This is a genomic window from Treponema sp. Marseille-Q4132, from assembly GCF_014334835.1.
In the GTDB taxonomy this organism is placed as follows: Bacteria; Spirochaetota; Spirochaetia; order Treponematales; family Treponemataceae; genus Treponema_D; species Treponema_D paredis.
The window spans coordinates 1,660,609-1,679,696 of record NZ_CP060591.1 but is presented as its reverse complement, the minus strand read 5'-3'; the positions used below and the strand labels follow the sequence as shown (position 1 = coordinate 1,679,696).

The 19,088-nt window shown below is 49.1% G+C and carries 13 protein-coding genes; 5 read left to right on the top strand and 8 right to left on the bottom strand.

All coding sequences use genetic code 11. The features are described 5' to 3' along the window. Positions 1-20: 20 nt before the first annotated feature. Positions 21-1,940: a sigma-54-dependent Fis family transcriptional regulator gene (locus H9I35_RS07680; protein ID WP_187418836.1), complete on the bottom strand. Its 1,920-nt coding sequence runs from the start codon at positions 1,938-1,940 to the stop codon at positions 21-23. Positions 1,941-2,018: 78 nt separating this feature from the next. Here H9I35_RS07680 and H9I35_RS07675 point away from each other — a divergent pair, with 78 nt between their 5' ends. Next, entirely contained in the window at positions 2,019-2,888 is an 870-nt protein-coding gene (locus tag H9I35_RS07675) for a DUF3737 family protein (protein ID WP_187418835.1), read from the top strand. 102 nt (positions 2,889-2,990) lie between these two features. After that, positions 2,991-4,190, top strand: coding sequence for a MalY/PatB family protein (locus tag H9I35_RS07670; protein ID WP_187418834.1), 1,200 nt, complete (start codon positions 2,991-2,993; stop codon positions 4,188-4,190). 25 nt (positions 4,191-4,215) lie between these two features. Here H9I35_RS07670 and H9I35_RS07665 read toward each other — a convergent pair whose 3' ends face one another. Together H9I35_RS07665 and H9I35_RS07660 are read right to left on the bottom strand one after the other, a co-directional pair. Further along, on the bottom strand, positions 4,216-4,893 hold the full coding sequence (locus tag H9I35_RS07665) for a carboxylesterase family protein (RefSeq protein ID WP_187418833.1): 678 nt from the start codon (positions 4,891-4,893) through the stop codon (positions 4,216-4,218). Between the two features lie 102 nt (positions 4,894-4,995). Beyond that, entirely contained in the window at positions 4,996-5,535 is a 540-nt protein-coding gene (locus H9I35_RS07660) for a hypothetical protein (RefSeq protein WP_187418832.1), read from the bottom strand. Positions 5,536-5,824: 289 nt separating this feature from the next. On the opposite strand from H9I35_RS07660, the gene eno reads away from it, so the two are divergent. Further along, a complete protein-coding gene (eno, locus tag H9I35_RS07655; RefSeq protein WP_187418831.1) occupies positions 5,825-7,126 on the top strand; it encodes a phosphopyruvate hydratase in 1,302 nt (433 codons plus the stop codon). A gap of 234 nt (positions 7,127-7,360) precedes the next feature. On the opposite strand, the gene H9I35_RS07650 is transcribed toward eno, so the two are convergent. Beyond that, positions 7,361-7,984 (bottom strand): class I SAM-dependent methyltransferase, encoded by a 624-nt coding sequence (locus H9I35_RS07650; RefSeq protein WP_187418830.1) that lies wholly within the window; start codon positions 7,982-7,984, stop codon positions 7,361-7,363. Positions 7,985-8,102: 118 nt separating this feature from the next. Beyond that, the gene (locus H9I35_RS07645; RefSeq protein WP_187418829.1) at positions 8,103-8,894 is read right to left on the bottom strand and encodes a class I SAM-dependent methyltransferase; all 792 of its coding nucleotides are present in this window, start codon (positions 8,892-8,894) and stop codon (positions 8,103-8,105) included. Between the two features lie 270 nt (positions 8,895-9,164). Between H9I35_RS07645 and prcA the strand changes: the two genes are divergently transcribed. Beyond that, positions 9,165-11,039 carry a dentilisin complex subunit PrcA gene (prcA, locus tag H9I35_RS07640; RefSeq protein ID WP_187418828.1) on the top strand — a complete coding sequence of 625 codons (1,875 nt, stop codon included), beginning with the start codon at positions 9,165-9,167 and terminating at the stop codon, positions 11,037-11,039. A gap of 29 nt (positions 11,040-11,068) precedes the next feature. Then, a complete protein-coding gene (prtP, locus tag H9I35_RS07635) occupies positions 11,069-12,904 on the top strand; it encodes a dentilisin complex serine proteinase subunit PrtP (RefSeq protein ID WP_187418827.1) in 1,836 nt (611 codons plus the stop codon). 130 nt (positions 12,905-13,034) lie between these two features. On the opposite strand, the gene H9I35_RS07630 is transcribed toward prtP, so the two are convergent. The 3 genes from H9I35_RS07630 to H9I35_RS07620 form a co-directional block, all read right to left on the bottom strand. Next, positions 13,035-13,643: a hypothetical protein gene (locus tag H9I35_RS07630; RefSeq protein ID WP_187418826.1), complete on the bottom strand. Its 609-nt coding sequence runs from the start codon at positions 13,641-13,643 to the stop codon at positions 13,035-13,037. A gap of 116 nt (positions 13,644-13,759) precedes the next feature. Then, complete coding sequence (locus H9I35_RS07625) at positions 13,760-16,402, bottom strand: cadherin-like beta sandwich domain-containing protein (protein WP_187418825.1); 2,643 nt, start codon at positions 16,400-16,402, stop codon at positions 13,760-13,762. Between the two features lie 217 nt (positions 16,403-16,619). Beyond that, positions 16,620-18,809, bottom strand: coding sequence for a bacterial Ig-like domain-containing protein (locus H9I35_RS07620; protein WP_187418824.1), 2,190 nt, complete (start codon positions 18,807-18,809; stop codon positions 16,620-16,622). Positions 18,810-19,088 lie beyond the last annotated feature (279 nt).

Below are 19,088 nucleotides of genomic sequence, written 5' to 3'. Positions count from 1 at the left end.
CCCGCCTTTCACCCTACCAATTATTTTTTCATTTTCCGCCACAGCGTCGAGCGGTTGATGCCGAGTATGCGGCAGGTTTCCGAAACCGAATTGCCGGTCTTTGCAAAAATTTCTCTGATATACCGATCTTCCGCTGCTTTAAGCGACAGATTTTTTTCACCGAAAGAAAGCGGATCCTCACCCGCTTTTCCGACCGTATCGATTTTCGATTGCGGATACTTGCCGTAAAACGGATCGGGAAGTCCCGCGCACAAATCTTCTTCTTTTATAAAATCGCCTTCGCCGATGATAACGGCTCTCTCTATCATACCCTGCAGTTCGCGAACGTTTCCTTCGTACACATAGCGCTTCAAAAACGAAAGCGCTTCACGGGTAAATCCCGCAAATCGTTTCGCATAGCATCCGTTATATTTCCGTAAAAACAATTCCGCCAAAACGGGAATATCTTCCGTACGTTCGTTCAGCGGAGGAATATACAGACGCAGCGTATTCAATCGATATAATAAATCCTTGCGGAATTTTCCGTCCGTAACGAGTTCGTGCAGATTTTTATTCGTCGCACAGATGAGCCTCACGTCGAGCGGAATATTCGCATCGCCTCCGATGCGCATCACTTCGCGTTCCTGCACCACACGCAAAAGGCGCCCCTGCAATTCAAACGGCAGCTCTCCGATTTCGTCGAGAAAAAGAGTACCCGTATGCGCCATTTCAAAGACGCCTTCTTTTCCGCCCCTGACGCCGCCGGTAAACGCGCCTTCCGCATATCCGAAGAGCATGCTTTCAATAAGCGCGGGCGGAAGAGCGGCACAGCTGACCGCAACGAAGGGCGCAATCCGGCGTTTGCTTCCGTTATGAATGCTCTGCGCGAACAATTCTTTTCCGACGCCCGATTCGCCTTCGATCAAAACGGCGGAATCGTAATTGCAGATTTTTTGAGCGATCGCGATGCAATCGCCCATGACGCGGCTTTTATAAATTATCGTCGCAAACGAATACTTTGCCGTAAGCCGCTTTTGCACGAGCTTTTGCCGTATCTTTTTTTCGCGGTTCTGTACGGCGGTGATATCCTGAAATACCGCGATTGAACCGTGCTTTTTTCCGCCCGACCGTATCGGATAATTGCTGATTTCGATTTTCGACGAACCGATTTGCCGCAGCTCGTCGGAAAGCGGCACATCGGCTGCAATCTCCCGGATAACGGCGCCGTACCGATCGAGTACACCGAGCGGCATATCCGACAAATCTTTTTGCTCCAAACCGAAAATGCGGCACGCGGGCGCATTGACCGCAACGATCCTGTTGTTTTCGTCGGTCGCAAGAACGCCGTCGTGAACGGAATCCATAAGCGTGCGGTAACGGTCGATAAGCTCTTCTTCCCGTTCGATCGCCTGCAGTATCCGCTCGGCTTCATCGAACGCATCTTCGAGCGATTGCTCTCCGCTTTCAAGCAAAAAACACGTATAGCCGAGAGCGCTGCCGGTACGGCACGTGACCGCATCTCCGACAATCACTTTTGCGCCGGAATCGACGCAGTCTTTTATTTTATCTTCGACGGAATCATTATTGTTTTTCAGCTCCGCTCTGATAACGTGCTTTCCCAATTCTTTCAGCAGTTCATAGCCGTTCATACTGTTCGCATAGCCGACGACTCCGATAATATCGTCGATATTTTGCAGCGCTCTGATCGTCGCCGCAAAATCGATCGGACTCGTTTTTATTTCAACGACGGGAACGGGTGAAACGTATTGAATGAGAGAATACGTTCCTCCCCTGCTGATAAGAATTTTCGCACCGTTTTTCAAGGCATCCGAAGCCGCGATGAGGCCTGCGGACAAATCGCCGAACACTGCAGCGATATTCGTATAATGCCTTTTTTCAATAACATGTTTCGCATCCGAAAGCATTTTTTCATACGGCGCAATCAATACGATATCGCTCATACATACAAGTATATCACGTATTTGCTCTTTCGTTTCCGTTTTACTATATTTTATACGTAGGCATATAAGGATTGCGATATGGAAAAAATCGAACAAAAATTTTTAACGGGCGAACGCGCGCTCTTTCAAGCGCACGACATGAAAATCATCGACACGATTTTTGCCGACGGCGAATCGCCGCTGAAGCACGCGTCGGATATAGAACTTGAAGGCTGTATGTTCAAATGGAAATATCCTCTGTGGTACGGTAAAAACATCGCCGTAAAAAACTGCACGTGGTTTGAAATGGCGCGCGCGGGCGTATGGTATACGGATAATGTCTCGGTCGAAGACAGCGTCATCGAAGCGCCGAAAAATTTTCGCAGATGCCGAAACGTACGCATCGTAAACGCGGACTTTCCGAATGCGGCGGAAACTTTTTGGTCGTGCGACGGCGCCGTATTTGAAAACGTCAGAGCAAAGGGCGACTACTTTGCGATGAACAGCCGAAATATGAAAATCGACAATTTCATTCTTGTCGGAAACTATCCTTTCGACGGCGCGCAAAATATCGAAATCAATAATTCGAAACTCATTTCAAAAGATGCGCTGTGGAATGCCGAAAATATCGTCGTCCGCAATTCGTTTATTTCCGGAGAATATCTCGGCTGGAATTCGAAAAACTTGACCTTCGAAAACTGTACGATCGAAAGTTTACAGGGTATGTGTTACATCGACAATATCGTTATGAAAAATTGCAAGCTCATCAATACGACGCTCGCTTTCGAATACTCATCCGTAGACGCCGACATAACGAATACGATAGACAGCGTCTTTAATCCTTCAAGCGGTATGATACGCGCGGAGCGCATCGGAAAGCTCATCGTCGAAAAAGATAAAGTCGATCCGTCAAAGACGAAAATTATTTGCACGGAAGAAAACCAACAGTCGACAAACGGCGATGTGTAAAAAATTAATAATCTGATCAAATAAAAATTAATAAAATCAATACGGCTGTCGAAACCGAAAGTTTTTGACAGTCTGAAACACATACATATAGGAGCGGTTAAAATGGCAGTATACGATTTCGATACGATCGTCGATCGGAAACATACGGCGTCGTATAAGTGGGATGTAAAAGACGGCGAACTTCCGATGTGGGTCGCCGACATGGATTTTAAGGCTGCGCCGGAAATAATCGATGCTATTTCGGAACGCGTAAAGCACGGCGTGTTCGGCTATCCGATCATCGAAAACGATTGGTACGACGCTCTCATCGGCTGGTGGAAAACGCGGCACAACTTTGCGATTGAAAGAGAATGGCTTTCGTTTTGTACGGGCGTCGTTCCCGCACTTTCGAGCGCCGTACGGAAATTTTCGACGCCCGCCGAATACGTCGTCGTTTTGACGCCGGTATACAATATTTTTTTCAATTCGATCGTCAATAACGGAAGGCGCATTCTCGAAAGTCCGCTCGCGTATAAAGACGGCGCGTATGAAATCGATTTTGAGGATTTCGAAAAAAAGCTCGCCGATCCGCAAAGTTCGCTTTTTATTTTGTGCAACCCGCACAATCCCGTCGGAAAAATTTGGGATGCAAAAACGCTTGAACGTATCGGACAACTCTGCGCAAAGCACGGCGTCACCGTCATAAGCGATGAAATCCACTGCGACCTCACCGATCCCGGCGCCGCCTACGTGCCTTTCGCATCGGTTTCGGAAACCTGCGCGATGAACAGCGTCACCTGTGTCGCAGCGTCGAAAGCGTTCAATATCGCAGGTCTGCACACCGCAGCCGTATTTTCAAAAAATCCCAAGCTTCACGCAAAGATCGACAGGCAGCTCAACACCGACGAAGTCGCAGAACCCAACGTTTTTGCGTGTATCGCGGCTCAGGCGGCATTTACAAAAGGCGGGGCATGGCTCGATGAACTTCGCGCGTATATTTTCGAAAATAAAAAAACGGTGCGCGAATTTATTAAAAATGAAATTCCCGAAATCTTTGCCGTTCCGTCGAACGCGACTTATCTTTTGTGGCTCGACTGTTCGAAAATCACCGAAGACTCGAACGACCTTGCGCGTTTTATCAGAAGCGAAACGGGACTCTACCTTACCGCAGGCTCGATTTACGGCGGAAACGGACGCTCTTTTCTCCGCATGAACGTCGCCTGCCCGAAGTCGACGGTGGACGACGGCCTTGCGCGTCTGAAAGCGGGCGTGCACGCATACTGCGGCAAGCGAGAGATAAAAAACAATAGTACATACATCTGAAAAAGCCGCAGGCGTTTTATCGCCTTTATTTCGTCTGAGCGAAAAGCCAATCGCGTACGCCTTCGAGATAATACGCAAACGACCACGTGTACATGTGGCTTCCGTCCGCAAACACCGTATAATTTATGTCCGCGTTTTCCGCTTTGATCGCGCCGATGTCCGCTTCGATTTCCGAAGATGCCGCTTTCGAATTCCACGGCGTTTTGTTTTGGGCGACGCGTGAGCCGAGTTTTTCCCACAGCGCAGTCGCGGCATTGAAGCCGGGGTACGCTTTCGCATCGCCGGTGCAGACGACGATCCACAACTTTTTATCTTTCATCGCGGCCATCTCTTCGACGTTCCACTGCCCCGCAACGAGGTACTGCGCAGCAAACAGATCGGGGTATCTGTCGCTGAGCGCGATATTCGTCATGCAGCCCTGCGACTGACCGGTGCCGTAGATTCTGTTCCGATCGACGGCATAGGTGTCGATTACATGCTGCAGCAGATTGTACACTGCGGTAAGTCCCGGCGTCCACACGTAGTCGTCGGTCGTCAGCGCGCCGTACTGTTTGACGACGGAAAGCGGATATTGCACCGCGACGACGATCGATTTGTGTTTCGCCTGTTCTTCCGGCGTCGCCCAAATCGTCGCACCGTTGCCCTGCGTCAGCGTCGCCGTGTCGATACTCGTATCGGCGCTCGCGTCCGGAATAAAATACACGAGCGGATATTTTTCGCGCTCGGAATAACCGTCGGGAAGATAGACGAAATACGGAAGCGTTATACCCGTTTCGGTGTCGGCGAATACTTTCTTTTTAAAATCCTAAATGACAAGTTCGATCGACGCATCGTTTTTACGCGGCACATTGTCCGCCGCATAAACGGTACCGTCTTGTGCGCGGACTTCGCCGGTTTGCGTAACGGCGGCGCTCAAATCGACGGGCGTACCGTCGTCTTCGAAGCGCGGCCCGTTTCCCTCGGCTTCGCCCTGAGCGCTCTCGGGCATGGCCGGCATCTTGCCGTCCGTTGCATCCCACTTGTTGACATAGCGCAATTTGACGATGACGTATTTTCCCCGAACAGAAGCGCTTGAAGGAATCGCAGCTCTGTCGTTCGTCACGACTTCCGAAACTTCCCTGCCCGCGACGGAAAAATCATCCGCCGAAAGCGAAGCCGCGTCGATCGTTTTCGGAAATTCGATCGCAACGGCGGACACTTTTTCTCCGTCGCCGAAAGATTCCGCAATCGTCGTAACGCTTTTAATGCCCGAGCGTGCAATACCCGCGCTCCCGTTCGATTTTACCGATGCGCAGCCCGCGCACATAAGCGCTGCAGCGGCCGCAGCCGCAATTATTATTTTCATGCCGGTACCTCCCGTAACATTGCCGTATCCATGCGCCGCATACAAAGCACTGCAATACCGAATGTATAATAACGATTTTTTTACCGATGTAACAGGGAATATGAACGCATTCGGCGCTCATAACAAACAATTATCGCAGGGGCGCCATGCTTGTATGCCTGCACCTTGTTTGGCGCACATTGACACGAGCCGCCGTTTTTATATATAGTAAACAAACGGTATTCAACCAATTTTTGCAGCCCTGCATACCGAATTTATCAATCGCAATTCATTTTTAAGGAGTGTTCGTATGAAATCTTGCCTTATAACAAAGATAACGGGAAGAGAAATTATCGACTCGCGCGGAAATCCGACGGTCGAAGCGGAAGTGACGCTTGCCGACGGAACGGTCGGAACGGGAGCCGTACCGAGCGGCGCATCGACGGGTACTTATGAAGCCCTCGAACTGCGCGACGGAGATGCAAAGCGCTTCGGCGGAAAAGGCGTTTTAAAAGCCGTCGAAAACGTAAACCGTGCAATCAACGAAACGCTCGTCGGAAAAGACGCATCCGATATCTATGCGATCGACCGTGCAATGATCGCTGCCGACGGCACGAAAGACAAATCGAAATTCGGTGCGAACGCGATCCTTGCGGTTTCCATCGCAAGCGCGCGCGCGGCGGCTTCTTCTCTCGGCATCCCGCTCTACCGCTTTTTCGGCGGCGTCAACGCGACGAATCTGCCCGTCCCGATGATGAACATCTTAAACGGCGGCGCACACGCTACGAACAGCGTCGATACGCAGGAATTCATGATCATGCCGGCAGGCGCTCCGTCCTTTAAAGAAGGACTCCGCTGGTGCACCGAAGTATTCCACGCGCTCCAGTCCATTTTAAAATCGAAAAAACTCGCGACGGCCGTAGGCGACGAAGGCGGATTTGCGCCCGATCTCGCAAGCGACGACGAAACGATCGAAACGATCCTCGAAGCGATCAAAAAAGCCGGCTACGCTCCGGGAAAAGATTTCCTTCTCGCCATGGACGCGGCTTCTTCCGAATGGAAGGGCGGCAAAAAAGGCGAATACAAACAGCCCAAGAGCGGCAAAACGTTCACGTCGAACGAACTCGTCGCGCACTGGAAATCGCTCGTCGAAAAATATCCGATCATTTCCATTGAAGACGGTCTCGATGAAGAAGATTGGGAAGGCTGGCAGCATTTGACGAAAGAACTCGGCAAAAACGTGCAGCTCGTCGGCGACGATCTGTTCGTCACGAACACCGAACGCCTCATCAAAGGCATTCAAAACGGATGCGGCAACTCCATCCTCATCAAGCTCAATCAAATCGGCTCCATCTCCGAAACGATGGACGCGGTAAAGATGGCGCACAAAGCGGGCTTTACGGCAATCATATCGCATCGCTCCGGTGAAACCGAAGACACGACGATTGCCGACCTCGCAGTCGCGCTCAACGCAGGTCAAATCAAAACCGGCGCACCGAGCCGCAGCGAACGCGTTGCAAAATACAACCGTCTCCTGTGCATCGAAGAAAGCCTCGGAGCCGGCGCAGTGTACCCCGGATTCGGCGCGTTCAACGTAAAACGCAACGGATAAATTTTCCAAAACGTAGGGACGACACGGAACGGAAGAACCCGCCTTCCGTACTTCGGTAACCCTCATCCGCGCTCACGCGCGGACGCTTCGCGGTACTCCACGCGGGCGTAGTCTGCTCGCCCCGTAATCGAAAGGCGCACGGATCGGCTTATAACAAAGCCGCCCGTGCGCCTTTTTATTAATAATTAATAATTTTTTAGCGGCTGCCGAAACCGTTCGAGCGTCCGAAAACGCTTATTTTACCGCGCGGACGGTGAGCCAGTGTTTTCCCTCATTTCGATACGTTTCAATGTGCGTAAATCCCGCATCTCGCAGAAAGCGTTCCAGTTCTTCTTTACCGTAAATTTTCATACCGTCTATGATAGACGTCCACTTTTCATCGGCTTTGTTTTTGCCGTCCGCTTCATTGACGACCATGAAAACGCCGCCGGTTCGCAGTACACGGAACACTTCGGAAAAACTTCTGTCGGGTCCCGGCCAAAAGTAAACCGTTTCGAACGCACTGACCAAATCGAACGAAGCGTCGGCAAAAGGCAAAGCTGAAACGTCGCCCTGCACGATGCGGCACCTGCCGTTCCGTACGGCATCGATGTTCACTTCTTCCGATTTTTTTACCGACACTACAGAATAGTCGAGTCCCGTAACTTCCGCCTGCGGGTATCGTTTTAACAATTCCGCAACGTTTCGTCCGCCGCCGCAGCCGCAGTCTAAAATCGATTTCGGCCGAACATCACCGAAAAAACTCATTCCCCAATCGGCAAGCGGCGCGTGTCCGCGGTTCATGCCCTCCACCATAAGCTTACCCCAAAAGCCTTCGGGCTTTTTCGTATTGCCGAACAGTTTATTTAAAATACCCATTTACATCCTCCGTTATACAATACAATTCGATATGCACGGCGGACGCGCTTTTACCGCCGTTTGATTTAGCCGCCGCAATCCAAAATGGATTTCAGCCGCACCGCGTAAAATATGAAAACTATTTTTTGCCGACGAGCAGCGTCGAACCCGCAAGCTGCAGCGACTTCGCTTCTTTCGGCGTCATAAACATGCCCTGCGTCGTATCTATCAATTCGGCTTTTTCATAGCCCTTCGCTTTTAAGTCCGCGACAAAGGCATCCATATCGCCGTAACGGGAACGGGACATCAGATCGTGGATAGCGAAAACGCCGCCCTTTTTCAGCACGCGAAGCGTTTCCGAAAGCAGCTCCTGTTTATTTACACCGGTGATATTATGATACACGTAATTGCTCGTAACCGCATCGAAACTTTCATCGGGAAAATCGAGTTTTACCGCATTGCCCTTTTCAAAGCGCACGTTCGAAACGCCTTCGGCTTTTGCGTTGTTTTCGCACAGCGCTTTGCTGAACGATCGGTACTCCGCACCCCACGGATCGACACCGAGCATCACACCTTGCGGATTGCGTTTTGCGCATGCGATCGTAAGCGCGCCGCTGCCGCAGCCCACGTCGAGCCCCCTACCGCCTGAGGGCAGCGTAACGTACTTCGCCGTCCCTTCGATGATACCGCGTGACATCTGCCGCTTGCCGTTATAATCGAATGCACGGTACCAGCGCAAAAACAATACTGCAGCCGTTCCGAAAACGGCAAAGGCGAGCGCAAACAGCACCGAAAGCACGGTCTTGAACGTTCCCGAAACGCCGACGCCGGCAATTCCGAAAACGATGAACAGGATCAGCGAAACGCCCGCACAAGCGGAAAAAAGAGCGAGTATTTCTTTCGGCACCCAGTTTTTATAATCCGGTTTCATAATTCCTCCGTGATTGCATTCGTAAAAACTATATCGATTTTTATCGATAAGTTCAATCAGTTAGTTAGGGCTAATTTTTTACGGATCGATAAATCCGCATCCGATTCTTCATATAATTGCTGCAAGCTATAAAAACGTTTGCAATAAGCCGCAAAACGAATATCGTATCTTGACCACGGATAACGACTTCAGTACAATACGCCCTATATCGAATAAGTTATCAACAGCTAACTAAAAATTATAATTAACTATTTACCTTATGGAGAACACATGAACTGTTATCTATCAAAAATAAAAAAAATTACGGGAATCTTTTGTATTGCAGCGATTATCGGCCTTTTTTTTGCCTGCACCATGACAGGAACGGCTGACGAATCCTACAGTTCCGTCAGCGTAAACATATTTGATTCCGTCGGCGGTACGCTCATTACGGAGCCGACGACGCTTACCGTATATAAGACGGGTACGCAAATCCCCTTTTACAGGTTTATCGTTTATAACGGTAAGACAACCTTCGGCTTGCGCAAAGGCGAATGCTACGATTTGTATTTAAGCGGAGAAAAAAATAAACTAGCCGAATCCGTCATTGAAAATTACTGCGTCAAAGATACGGACGCGCAAACCGTTATGATGATTCAGCGCGAAATTCAAAAAGGGGCCGAACCGAAAGCTCCGGCGGTAACATCCGTCAAACTCAACGGTGAAAATTTTACGGACGGCAGCGTATGGAAAAGTACGATGTATCAGCAGATGAAATTGGAAATCGTTTTTAAGGCGCCTTCCCGCCCCGTTGCGGCTACGAACGGCGGGAATTTCGGCTGCGCAATTGCAGTGGGTTCTTCGCCGTCCTCACAAAACAATATCGCCTCGCTTTCTCCGATATGCAAGCGCGAAAATGACGGAAGCTGGACATGCACGGCGGTATTTACATTCGACAGCATTTCGTTTCCCTCCGAGATAAACGATCTCATCATCGCCGCCTATGACGTTGCCGGAAACCGAGTGGAACGGCATATCAACTCGATCGAATTCAGAGAACGCCGGGTCGGACTGACAACCACGCAAAATGCGACAATTAAAAACTTTCGCGTTGAAATGCATCGTTTTCCGCATTCGCTCGGACTTTTTAATTTACCCGAACGGCAAACCGTGCGGCCGTTCGCCATTGAGGGGCGTAACGGTGAAAGCAATACGCATGAAGTATTGCTTTGGTTTAGGATTAAAGATTTTTCATCGAACGATTTGAGTATCCGCGGATTCGATATATACAGGCGAAAGCAGGGGGAGCGGTCATGGCTCCATGTAGGACGACGGCAATACGCAAACGATTATACGGGAGAGCAGGATATACGGTATCCGTCATACAAGGGCTTTCATATCGGCTACGATACGGACGCTTCTTTCGAAGAAAACGTGACGTACGAATATAAAATTTCGGCTTTTACCGACAGCACCCACCGTGTCGATTCACCTATTGCGACTGCACGTCTTTTACCGGCAAATACGATCCGGCTCGAAAGCCCCGCCGACAACGGTTCGGTAAAATTCTCCGAGCTCGACAACTTACGGCTTTCATTTCGATTGACGAACCGCGATATTTGGGAAAAGGGTTATGCCGATTTTTTTACGTTCGGACTTGTCATCGCCGATAAAACAACGGCCGAAAATGTCGTATTCGCCGGAAAAGTAAGCGTCGATTTGAAAAAGCCCCAAGGAGAGCGGCTGACGCTGAAGTTTGCGCAAGGAAATCAATTTTTGGATCTCACGCTTGCAGAGTTGAAACAGCGAGGTTTTATCGGATACGCCGTTACCGAAGACGATCTCGTTTCGTATAATGACGGCGTCGTTACGCTGCAGCCCGCATACCTCAGGACTCCGGGATTCTGTCACCCGAAATATCAAGCGAATAAATTCCGGAAAGGCTATACATACGGATGGGATATCTTCGACTGGGGCAAAGATGCTGTCCGTACGACCGACGACGAACCTGCCGCCTTTACATCGGTATGGCGATGCAAAGACAACGACGGAAACGAAATAGCACCGCCGACCGAAGACCTCAGTTCAAGCGAAAGCTTTGCAAACAGACTCAGCGTTGCAGGAAGTTTGAACGGACAGTATTATTTTAAAATAACCGATGAGTAAAAACCGATAAGTACAATACGAGGATAATCATGATACGAAAAAACAACTGCATATTTTTATCGATAGGATGTACCCTGCTGCTTGCAGGCTGTTCCATGAGCATCAGTGAACCGTCTTCGAGCGGTACGGCGAACAGCAGCGGTAGTGCCGTTTTCAATTCGGAGCGGATCATAGAGCTGCAGGAAAAAAGCCCGACTGGAGCCGCCGTTCGAAAAGGCTATTCGATCATAAAAACGGCGAATTCTTTTGACCCTGAAAAATTTGTCGAAGCGGGGGGAAGCGTCGTATCGGAATCGAATTTCCGCGACGGATATAAGTATTTTTTGATAAAGACCGAAAGAGACGATATACAGTTCAGGTCGGCCGTGCGGAACATGGACGGCGTACTCTACGCCCAGCCCGACTACAGTATCGAGTCGCCGAAGACGTACGAAGGCTCATCGAGAGGTAAAGGTTACCGTAAGCCGAAAAATCTTTTGCCGTTCGGTACGGGAGATGGAAACTTGCAAGACGATCCCGAAGCGGAAAAATTGGATTGGGGACTGACCGTCACCCACGCGCTCGAAGCGTTTAAGCAATATGATGCGCACGATGCCGTCAATACGGTGCTCGCCGCCATCATCGATACCGGCATAAACGGCAAGCATGTAGATTTTTATGACGGAGCGGATAATTCCGTTATTTTTTATGCAAAAGCGTCTATGGCTTACGGCAGTCCTTCTCCGCTCACTTCTTTACAAATCGTTCCGATTGACGATAACTGGGACAACCACGGACACGGGACGCATTGTTCGGGCACTATCGCTGCCGTCGGAAACAACGGTAAAGGTATCTGCGGCGTCTCGCACGCGAACACGAAACTCATCTCCTACCGCGGCATGGACGTATCGGGAGGAGACACGCATGCCACCTATTCGTGTCTCGGAGATCTTGCGGCGATCGTTACCGAACTGCGAAAAGAGCCGGGAACGCGGGATCTCACCGTATTAAGCGGACTCCCTCAAGAGGTAATCGATTTTCCGAAACTTACGCAGGCGACGGTACCGGTCAATATGTCATTCGGTGGGCTTGCAATGAGTCCGTATGAAGTTGAAATGCTCAATAAAGCGCTCGCTGCGGGAGTTTTGCCCGTTATTGCAATGGGAAACGACGGAAAAACCGTCGCCAATTTTCCCGCCGCCCTGCAGGGCGTCCTTGCGGTAGGCGCAACTACCATGAACGATACGCGCGCATATTTCAGCGACGGCGGTACGTGGATGAGCGTATGCGCACCCGGAGAAGCTATCTACAGCTGCAGCAACGGCGGCACCAATTGGGCGAATTCCGTTTCTCCCGACGTAAAAAATACATACCGTTGGATGAGCGGTACATCGATGGCGACTCCGTTCGTCACCGGAACGATTGCGTATCTTTTGTCGATTGACCCAACACTCAGTCCGTACCGGATCAAAACCGTCCTCGAACGCACCGCTGATAAAATCGACAGCAGATCTTCATACGGACAATACGATGCGCGCGGCTATTCGAAGTGGTACGGTTATGGGCGCGTAAACGTTTTGAACGCGGCAAAAGCGGTACAGGAAAAAAGCGTTCCGCAGGCGGGAAGCGTTTATTCCGAAAAAGCCGTAAAGATAAGCGTACAAAAATCGGGAACCGCGCAGCAAGAAATGCGCGTATGGGTATATGAAAAGCGGACCGGCGTCTGTGCATCCTGCGGCTTTACCGATGCGAAAGGAAACGTAAGTTTTTACGGTTTACGAAGCGACACCGAATACGAAATAGGCATCAATGCCGGCGGTACATATCATACGTACAATCTTACGCCGTCGAATGATTCCGATACGGAATATACGTTTTCGATATAGCTGAAAAACAAAATGATTTGCCGGGCGAAACGATTTGCCTGAAGGCAACAAAAAAATTATCCGCCGGTGACAAAAAAACCGCTTCCGTAAACGGGAAGCGGTTTTTTTATAAAATTACAGGCGTACGGAATTATTGTCGTACGGCGTCCTCTACGACCGAAGAGAGCGTTTTGTGATCGGCAGGCATCATATCACCTATATCGGCCATATCGTATGAAATAACATAGCTGATATATATTTGTCCCGCTTTTTTATAGACAAAACCTTTTACCGCCGTATTCGGACTGACCAAACGACCTTCTTCACCCGGAGAACTGTGCTTCGCATACATACGCAATACACCTTTCGTACCGTTGAAAGAAAACGACTTACCGTCCTGTGCCTGCGTAAGCGTAATCTCTGCAAATGCATAGCTCAAGTCGACCGGCATATTACCGTATTCGGTTTTTCCGGAAACAAAGGTAATCTTGTTGTCAGAAGATTTGCCTATCGTTACCGTCTCTCTATACAAATCTCCTTCCCGTTTCCCGTTCATAAAGGTTGCGGTCATACCTATATATTTTCCCAAAGTATCGTTTTCCGTCAGCACTTCGCGTTCGGCGGCAGGCGGCAATACGATATCGATTGTTTCCGCCGCATCACCCGCATCGGTATTGCACGCTGCAAACCCGAAAAGCAGACATACCGCGACAAAAGCGACACTACTTCGTTTAAAAAGATACATAAAAATTCGTTTCATAGGACTCCTTACAGATAAAATACCCGCTATCGAAAGCCTTCGGATGCTTAACAAACGATTGCGATAAACGCCCGGACAACACACGTTAACCCTGTCCGGACGCTTTACCTTTCTTTTTAATAGGGTGATTTCAAAGTAACTTCACAATTGTTGCTTTGTCCCTTTATTGCCCGCTTCATTACAACATTGGAATATTTGAGAACGTCTCTACCCGCTCTCTTTTCGTATACTTGAACTTCCACTCTACAGTTGGTATCTCCTTTGATTGCACTGAAAGTCATATCCAACGGAAAATTCTTGTTATCGAGAGGATCCAGTATTTTGTTGTCGAGGACAATATCTTCATATTTTTGCCACAGATCTTCGTCATATACAAAAACGCTCATGACGGCACCGGGAGGCATCATGTAACCGCCGGAGTTTATCGTTACATGAAGTGAAGTAAACGGAACGGAACTCCCCGTTATCGTAACGGGTCTGCGGGCAACTGCAAGGGTTTGCCCCGAAGCATTGAAAGCACCGACTTTTATGTCCCGAGCTCCGTTAGGAAGATCCGCCAAAGCCGGCAGCTGCGCCTTGAAGGTATTGCCGATTATCTGTGCTTTGACCCACTTGCCGCCGTTATTTTGCTGTATCGGCAAGCCCGACGAACCGACCCATATTTCGCTGATCTCACCCGACGAAGCTGTAAACGATCCGGTTACTTCATACCCCGAAGGCAAAGCCGCTACATTGATAACCTCGTTTGCAGCAGGTGTATCGATCGTTATACTCGGCCGTGAAAGCACCGTAACAGCGATTTTATACTCTTTTCTGTTTCCGTTTTCGGCAACGACCGGAATTTTTATCGCATCGAACGGAGCGTCAAAGCCGTTGACCTGCTCACCGCGCCAACCGTCGATATACGCTTTATTGCTTTCGGGAACCGCTTCCACTCTGATCTCCGAAACGTCCGCAGGCAGAGTCAGCGTATAATCCGTCGTATCGGGAGAGAAAGTCTCGTTCAGATTTGTCTGATAAAACTTATATCCCCCTCCGTAATACGAAATGTTAAGAGTTTTGAGCTTTGCGTTCGGATCTCCTGCAGGATCTTTTTTTTCAATCCAGAGCGTATAGGTGTCGCCGTAAATACTTCCGGAACCTTCTCCGAGCGCCGAAGACACGAGAATGATTTGCACGCGGACACGTCCCGGAGAGCCGCTTTCCTGCGTCAAATCGACAACTTTCGTACCGTCAAACGGTTCTTCGGGGCCGTCGTTGATTTTGATTTTCATCGTCGTAGTGGCGGGGTACTCCGGTTCGGCAGTTATCGTCGTTTGATTTTGGGTTTTTGCTACCGTCGCATCAAAATTTTTTGAACCGAAAATGCCGCTTTTTTTGTACTCGTCGAATTTTTCGGCGTAAAAATTATTCAAACCGGTACCTTGAAACGTTTTAAGCACATAGCTTCCGAATTTACGGTTTACTTTCAGATTGTAGGTTTTCTTAGCGATTCCGTCAGGAGCAATAACCGTAACGGCAAAAGTATTTTCTTCGGTTATAGGCAGCGTAAACTGTTTTTCCGTCTCGGATGTCAAAACTTGGGGAACTCCGCCGTTAACCGTAACCGACATAAAAGCACCGGCGACGTTGGGCTTTGCCGTGATAAACAACTCATCGCTATGCGGATCGACCGTACCCGTATAGTCGGTCACCGCCGGATTGAAAGTATTCGGGTCGGTTATCCATCGTTTTTCGACTCCCAAATATTTGACGGTAAAACCCAGCGATTTGAGCGTCGCATCCGAAGAAGCCGAACTCGCCGCCTTATATACGGAAATCGTATACGAATGGACGTTGGAGGGATCGCTTACGGGATTTGCTTTTACGATAACGGTATTGCTGCCTTCCTGCAGATCATGCTCTCCGTTTCCTTCAATAACAATACCCGCATCGGCTTGGGCTTCGATTTTTATTTTATTTACGCTTGCCGCAACGATCGCCGTATAAGAAGTATTGTTTTTATCAAACACGGGCGACAGTGCAATAATCGTCGCAGGATCGGCCGCATCGGTTATTTTGATATTTTCCAAATACGGATCTACGGGCTGCTGGTTGGGATCGCTGTAATAAAGCGAGAGCGTATACTCTTCCGTAACCGTGTTGTGGCTGACGGAAATCTTCAGTTTTTTCATTCCGAGACCCGTGAGATCGACCGCTTTCGATTTCGGCGCCCCCGTTATCTCCGCATCGTCGATTTTTACCGTATCGCTCGCATCGAAGGCTTCAACCGTTACAGTCGCTTTCGGTGTCGGACTGCTCGCCGTAAAAACCGATTTACCGGTACGGGTCACGCGTACATCTTTACCGCCGTCATCTTTGACGGTCAGCTTATTCAGAAATCCGGCGTCATAAAGAATCTTTACCGTATGATGTTCCGTATTGTCGCCGCGGATAATCTCCACGTTGAGCGTTTTCTCCTCTCCGTTTGTCGCAAATGTCACATCTTTAACCCTTTCTGCGACAGTATCGATCTTTACGGTAACACTGCTTTGAGTAAAAACATTAAATTTTGCCGTCGGCGTCGAAACCGTAGCGAAATGTTCCGTACCGCTGCCGGTAACCGGACATTCTTCACCGTTGCCGTCCGTAACGACAAATTTGACGGTCGCAGGCGTTTGAGGCGATGGGTCGCCGCCGCCCGAAGGCGACTGGATACAACTCATCATCATACCCGAAAAAAGTAAAATCGCATAAAAGAATACTTGCAATTTTTTCATATATGCTCCTGTTATATAATCTCCTTGCAGCTCATCGCTCGACGATAAGCTGCATAAAATTTATATTTCGCCGTACGGCAAAACATCGATACTGTTTGAAGGCTTATAAAAGCGGAAAAAACCGCGGTTTAAACCGCCTCGCCGATCGGAGGCGGATGACAGCAGACGGAATCTCCTCTTTTTTGCAGAGGTACCTTCGATATACGGATAAAATGCATCAGTTGAAATCCCGTGCTATAATCGGCAGTATGTCTCTGTCATTAAAAGATTCTATTTTTGTATTATTGCCGTTAAAATAAGCATCGTCGCCGAAATCATCCCGCCCTTTATATATGCAGTTCTGCTCGGTGAAGTTTTCAGCCCCCGGTGTTATACCGGAACTCTTTATTTTCTTTACGGATTCTTTGAATTCCGATAAGTTTTTAAAAATTGCCGCAACATCATCCTTATTAAGATATCGATGGAAAGAATCCGGCTGGTTTCTATAGGTATTTATGATTGAGCTGCCCAGCTCTACATCACCCCAGCCTGTGTTGTCAAAATACCGCACGCCGACATATTTTGATCCGTCTACCGCGATAATGACATAATAATCCTGCCATGTTTTACCGGCGGCAGGAGTAAAGGCGTCTTTTTTATATTTTTTTCCGTCCTTATCGATGATATCGCCGAAAGCAAACGTTTCGCTCGGCGGTGTCGCCGCTTTGACGGTAACGGTAAAACTTGTACTTTTTCCCTTGTAAGTTACGGTTATCGTTTTGACGCCTGCCGCCATGGAATCAAAGCCTGCAATCGAATATTCGGTATCGGTGAGCGGCCTGTCGGGATAATTATCGTATTTTACATACACCTGCAAACCGCTCTTATCGAACGTCTCTCCCACCGAATACTCTTTTTTGGTCGGCTCGGTTTTAATTTCCAACTCTTTTACTGTCTTCCACTGCGCGGTATATTCCTTATTTTTATCGGGAAAATTTTGTGGCAATATGAAATCCCAATCATCGAAATCCGAATCGTCTTTTACCGGTTTTCCGACATCGGCTTCCTGTATTTTTTCGCCGTACTTGCCTTGTACCGTTTTATCGGCGGCACTTGTACCGAACTTACCGCCGTTCGGTTTAAATGTCAGCGTAATGTTTTTTCTGACATAATAAATCTTTACAACTGTTGAACCGTCGGCTTGTATCGTCGCTTGCGTGACCGCAGGCGTGTCAAATCCGGCATACACGTTTGCGGCGGCTTGTGTCGGCGTACCTTTTTTACCGCTCTTCGTATCGGTATCTTTCAGGTCATAATTGGTGTCGTTTTTAGCGGTTGCATCGCAAGCTTTACCAGATGCGTCGATCTTTTGCAGCCAGTGTTCCACTTTGTACTGCGGCTGCACTTCCGCCGTCCACTTTGCTTTATATTCCGTATCGTTAAGCGGAAATTTTTCAGGCAGCTGAGGTTCCCAACCGGCAAAACTATTGCCCGTTTTTGTCGGGTCTGTCGGCTTGAGTAAAGGCGCTCCGTATCTGCCCGATTTCGATCCAACCGCAGTGCCGCCGCCCGTGTTGAAACTTACGGTGACAGTATTTCTGTCGTAATAAATATTTACGACCGTTGAACCGTCCGCGTTTATTTTTTGCTGAGTTATCGTTCCGCCGGAATGCCGTATCGTACTGAGATGAAAACCCGGATACGTTTTGACGGCCGCCGCGGTATCCGTTCCCGCGCTGCCTGAAAGCGTTTCGCGCTCGTTTTCCGCGTACGTATCGCCGACGGCCGGCTGCCGCCAATGGATGACCGTGTACGCTGCCGCCTGAGGATCCTTCCACTGCGCAGTGTATACCCTATCGGAAGCGGGAAAGGCTGCAGGCTTTTCGGGCGCCCAGCTTAAAAACGAACTGCCGTCGGTTTTCTGCGGCGTCTCCGGTTCCGAAGCGGCAATATACTCCCCGTATTTGCCCTGCAACGTTTTTCCGTCGGTAGTGTCGCCGAATTTACCGCCGTTTGCCTTGAACGTCAGCGTAACATCTTTTCTAACGTAATAAATCTGTACGACGGTCTTGCCGTCGGCCGCTATCGATTTCTGTACGACTTCCTGCGCGTTGAACCCTTCGTATGCTTTTGCCGAAGCCGCCGTTTTTTCTCCGGTTTTTCCGCTCTTTTTTTCGGAATCTTTCAGCTTATAATTGGGTGTGCTGTGTGTAAGCGCATCGTAAACTTTTCCCGTTCCCGTATCGATTTCCTGCGTCCAGTGTTCGACGGTATACTGCTTCGCTTTCGAAGCCGCATCCCCGCCGGGTACATCCGTGTTGCACGAAAAAAAGAACGTCGCCGCAACCAGCGCGCTCCCCAATAAAAGACATCTTCGTCCGAAATTCCCGAACAGCCGCCGCTGCCCGTTTTTTATGCCCTCGGTCATTCCCGACCCTCCTTAATATACATACATCAAGCCGATAACCCTCTCATCCGTTTATTGCCGATTAATAAATTTTATTAAGTGATCTGCAGCGGATCCGCTTCGTCCGATAATCGAATCGACATAAGCCGATCAAATCAGGTTCGAACACATGCTTGAAGATTCGCCGCACCGTGAAAACTATTCAGCCGGTATTTCGCCCGCTGTACGGTGTATGATAAAGATAATGCCTCAAAAATATGCTCATAATGAGATTTCCGTTTTTTATTCAATAAGTTTTTA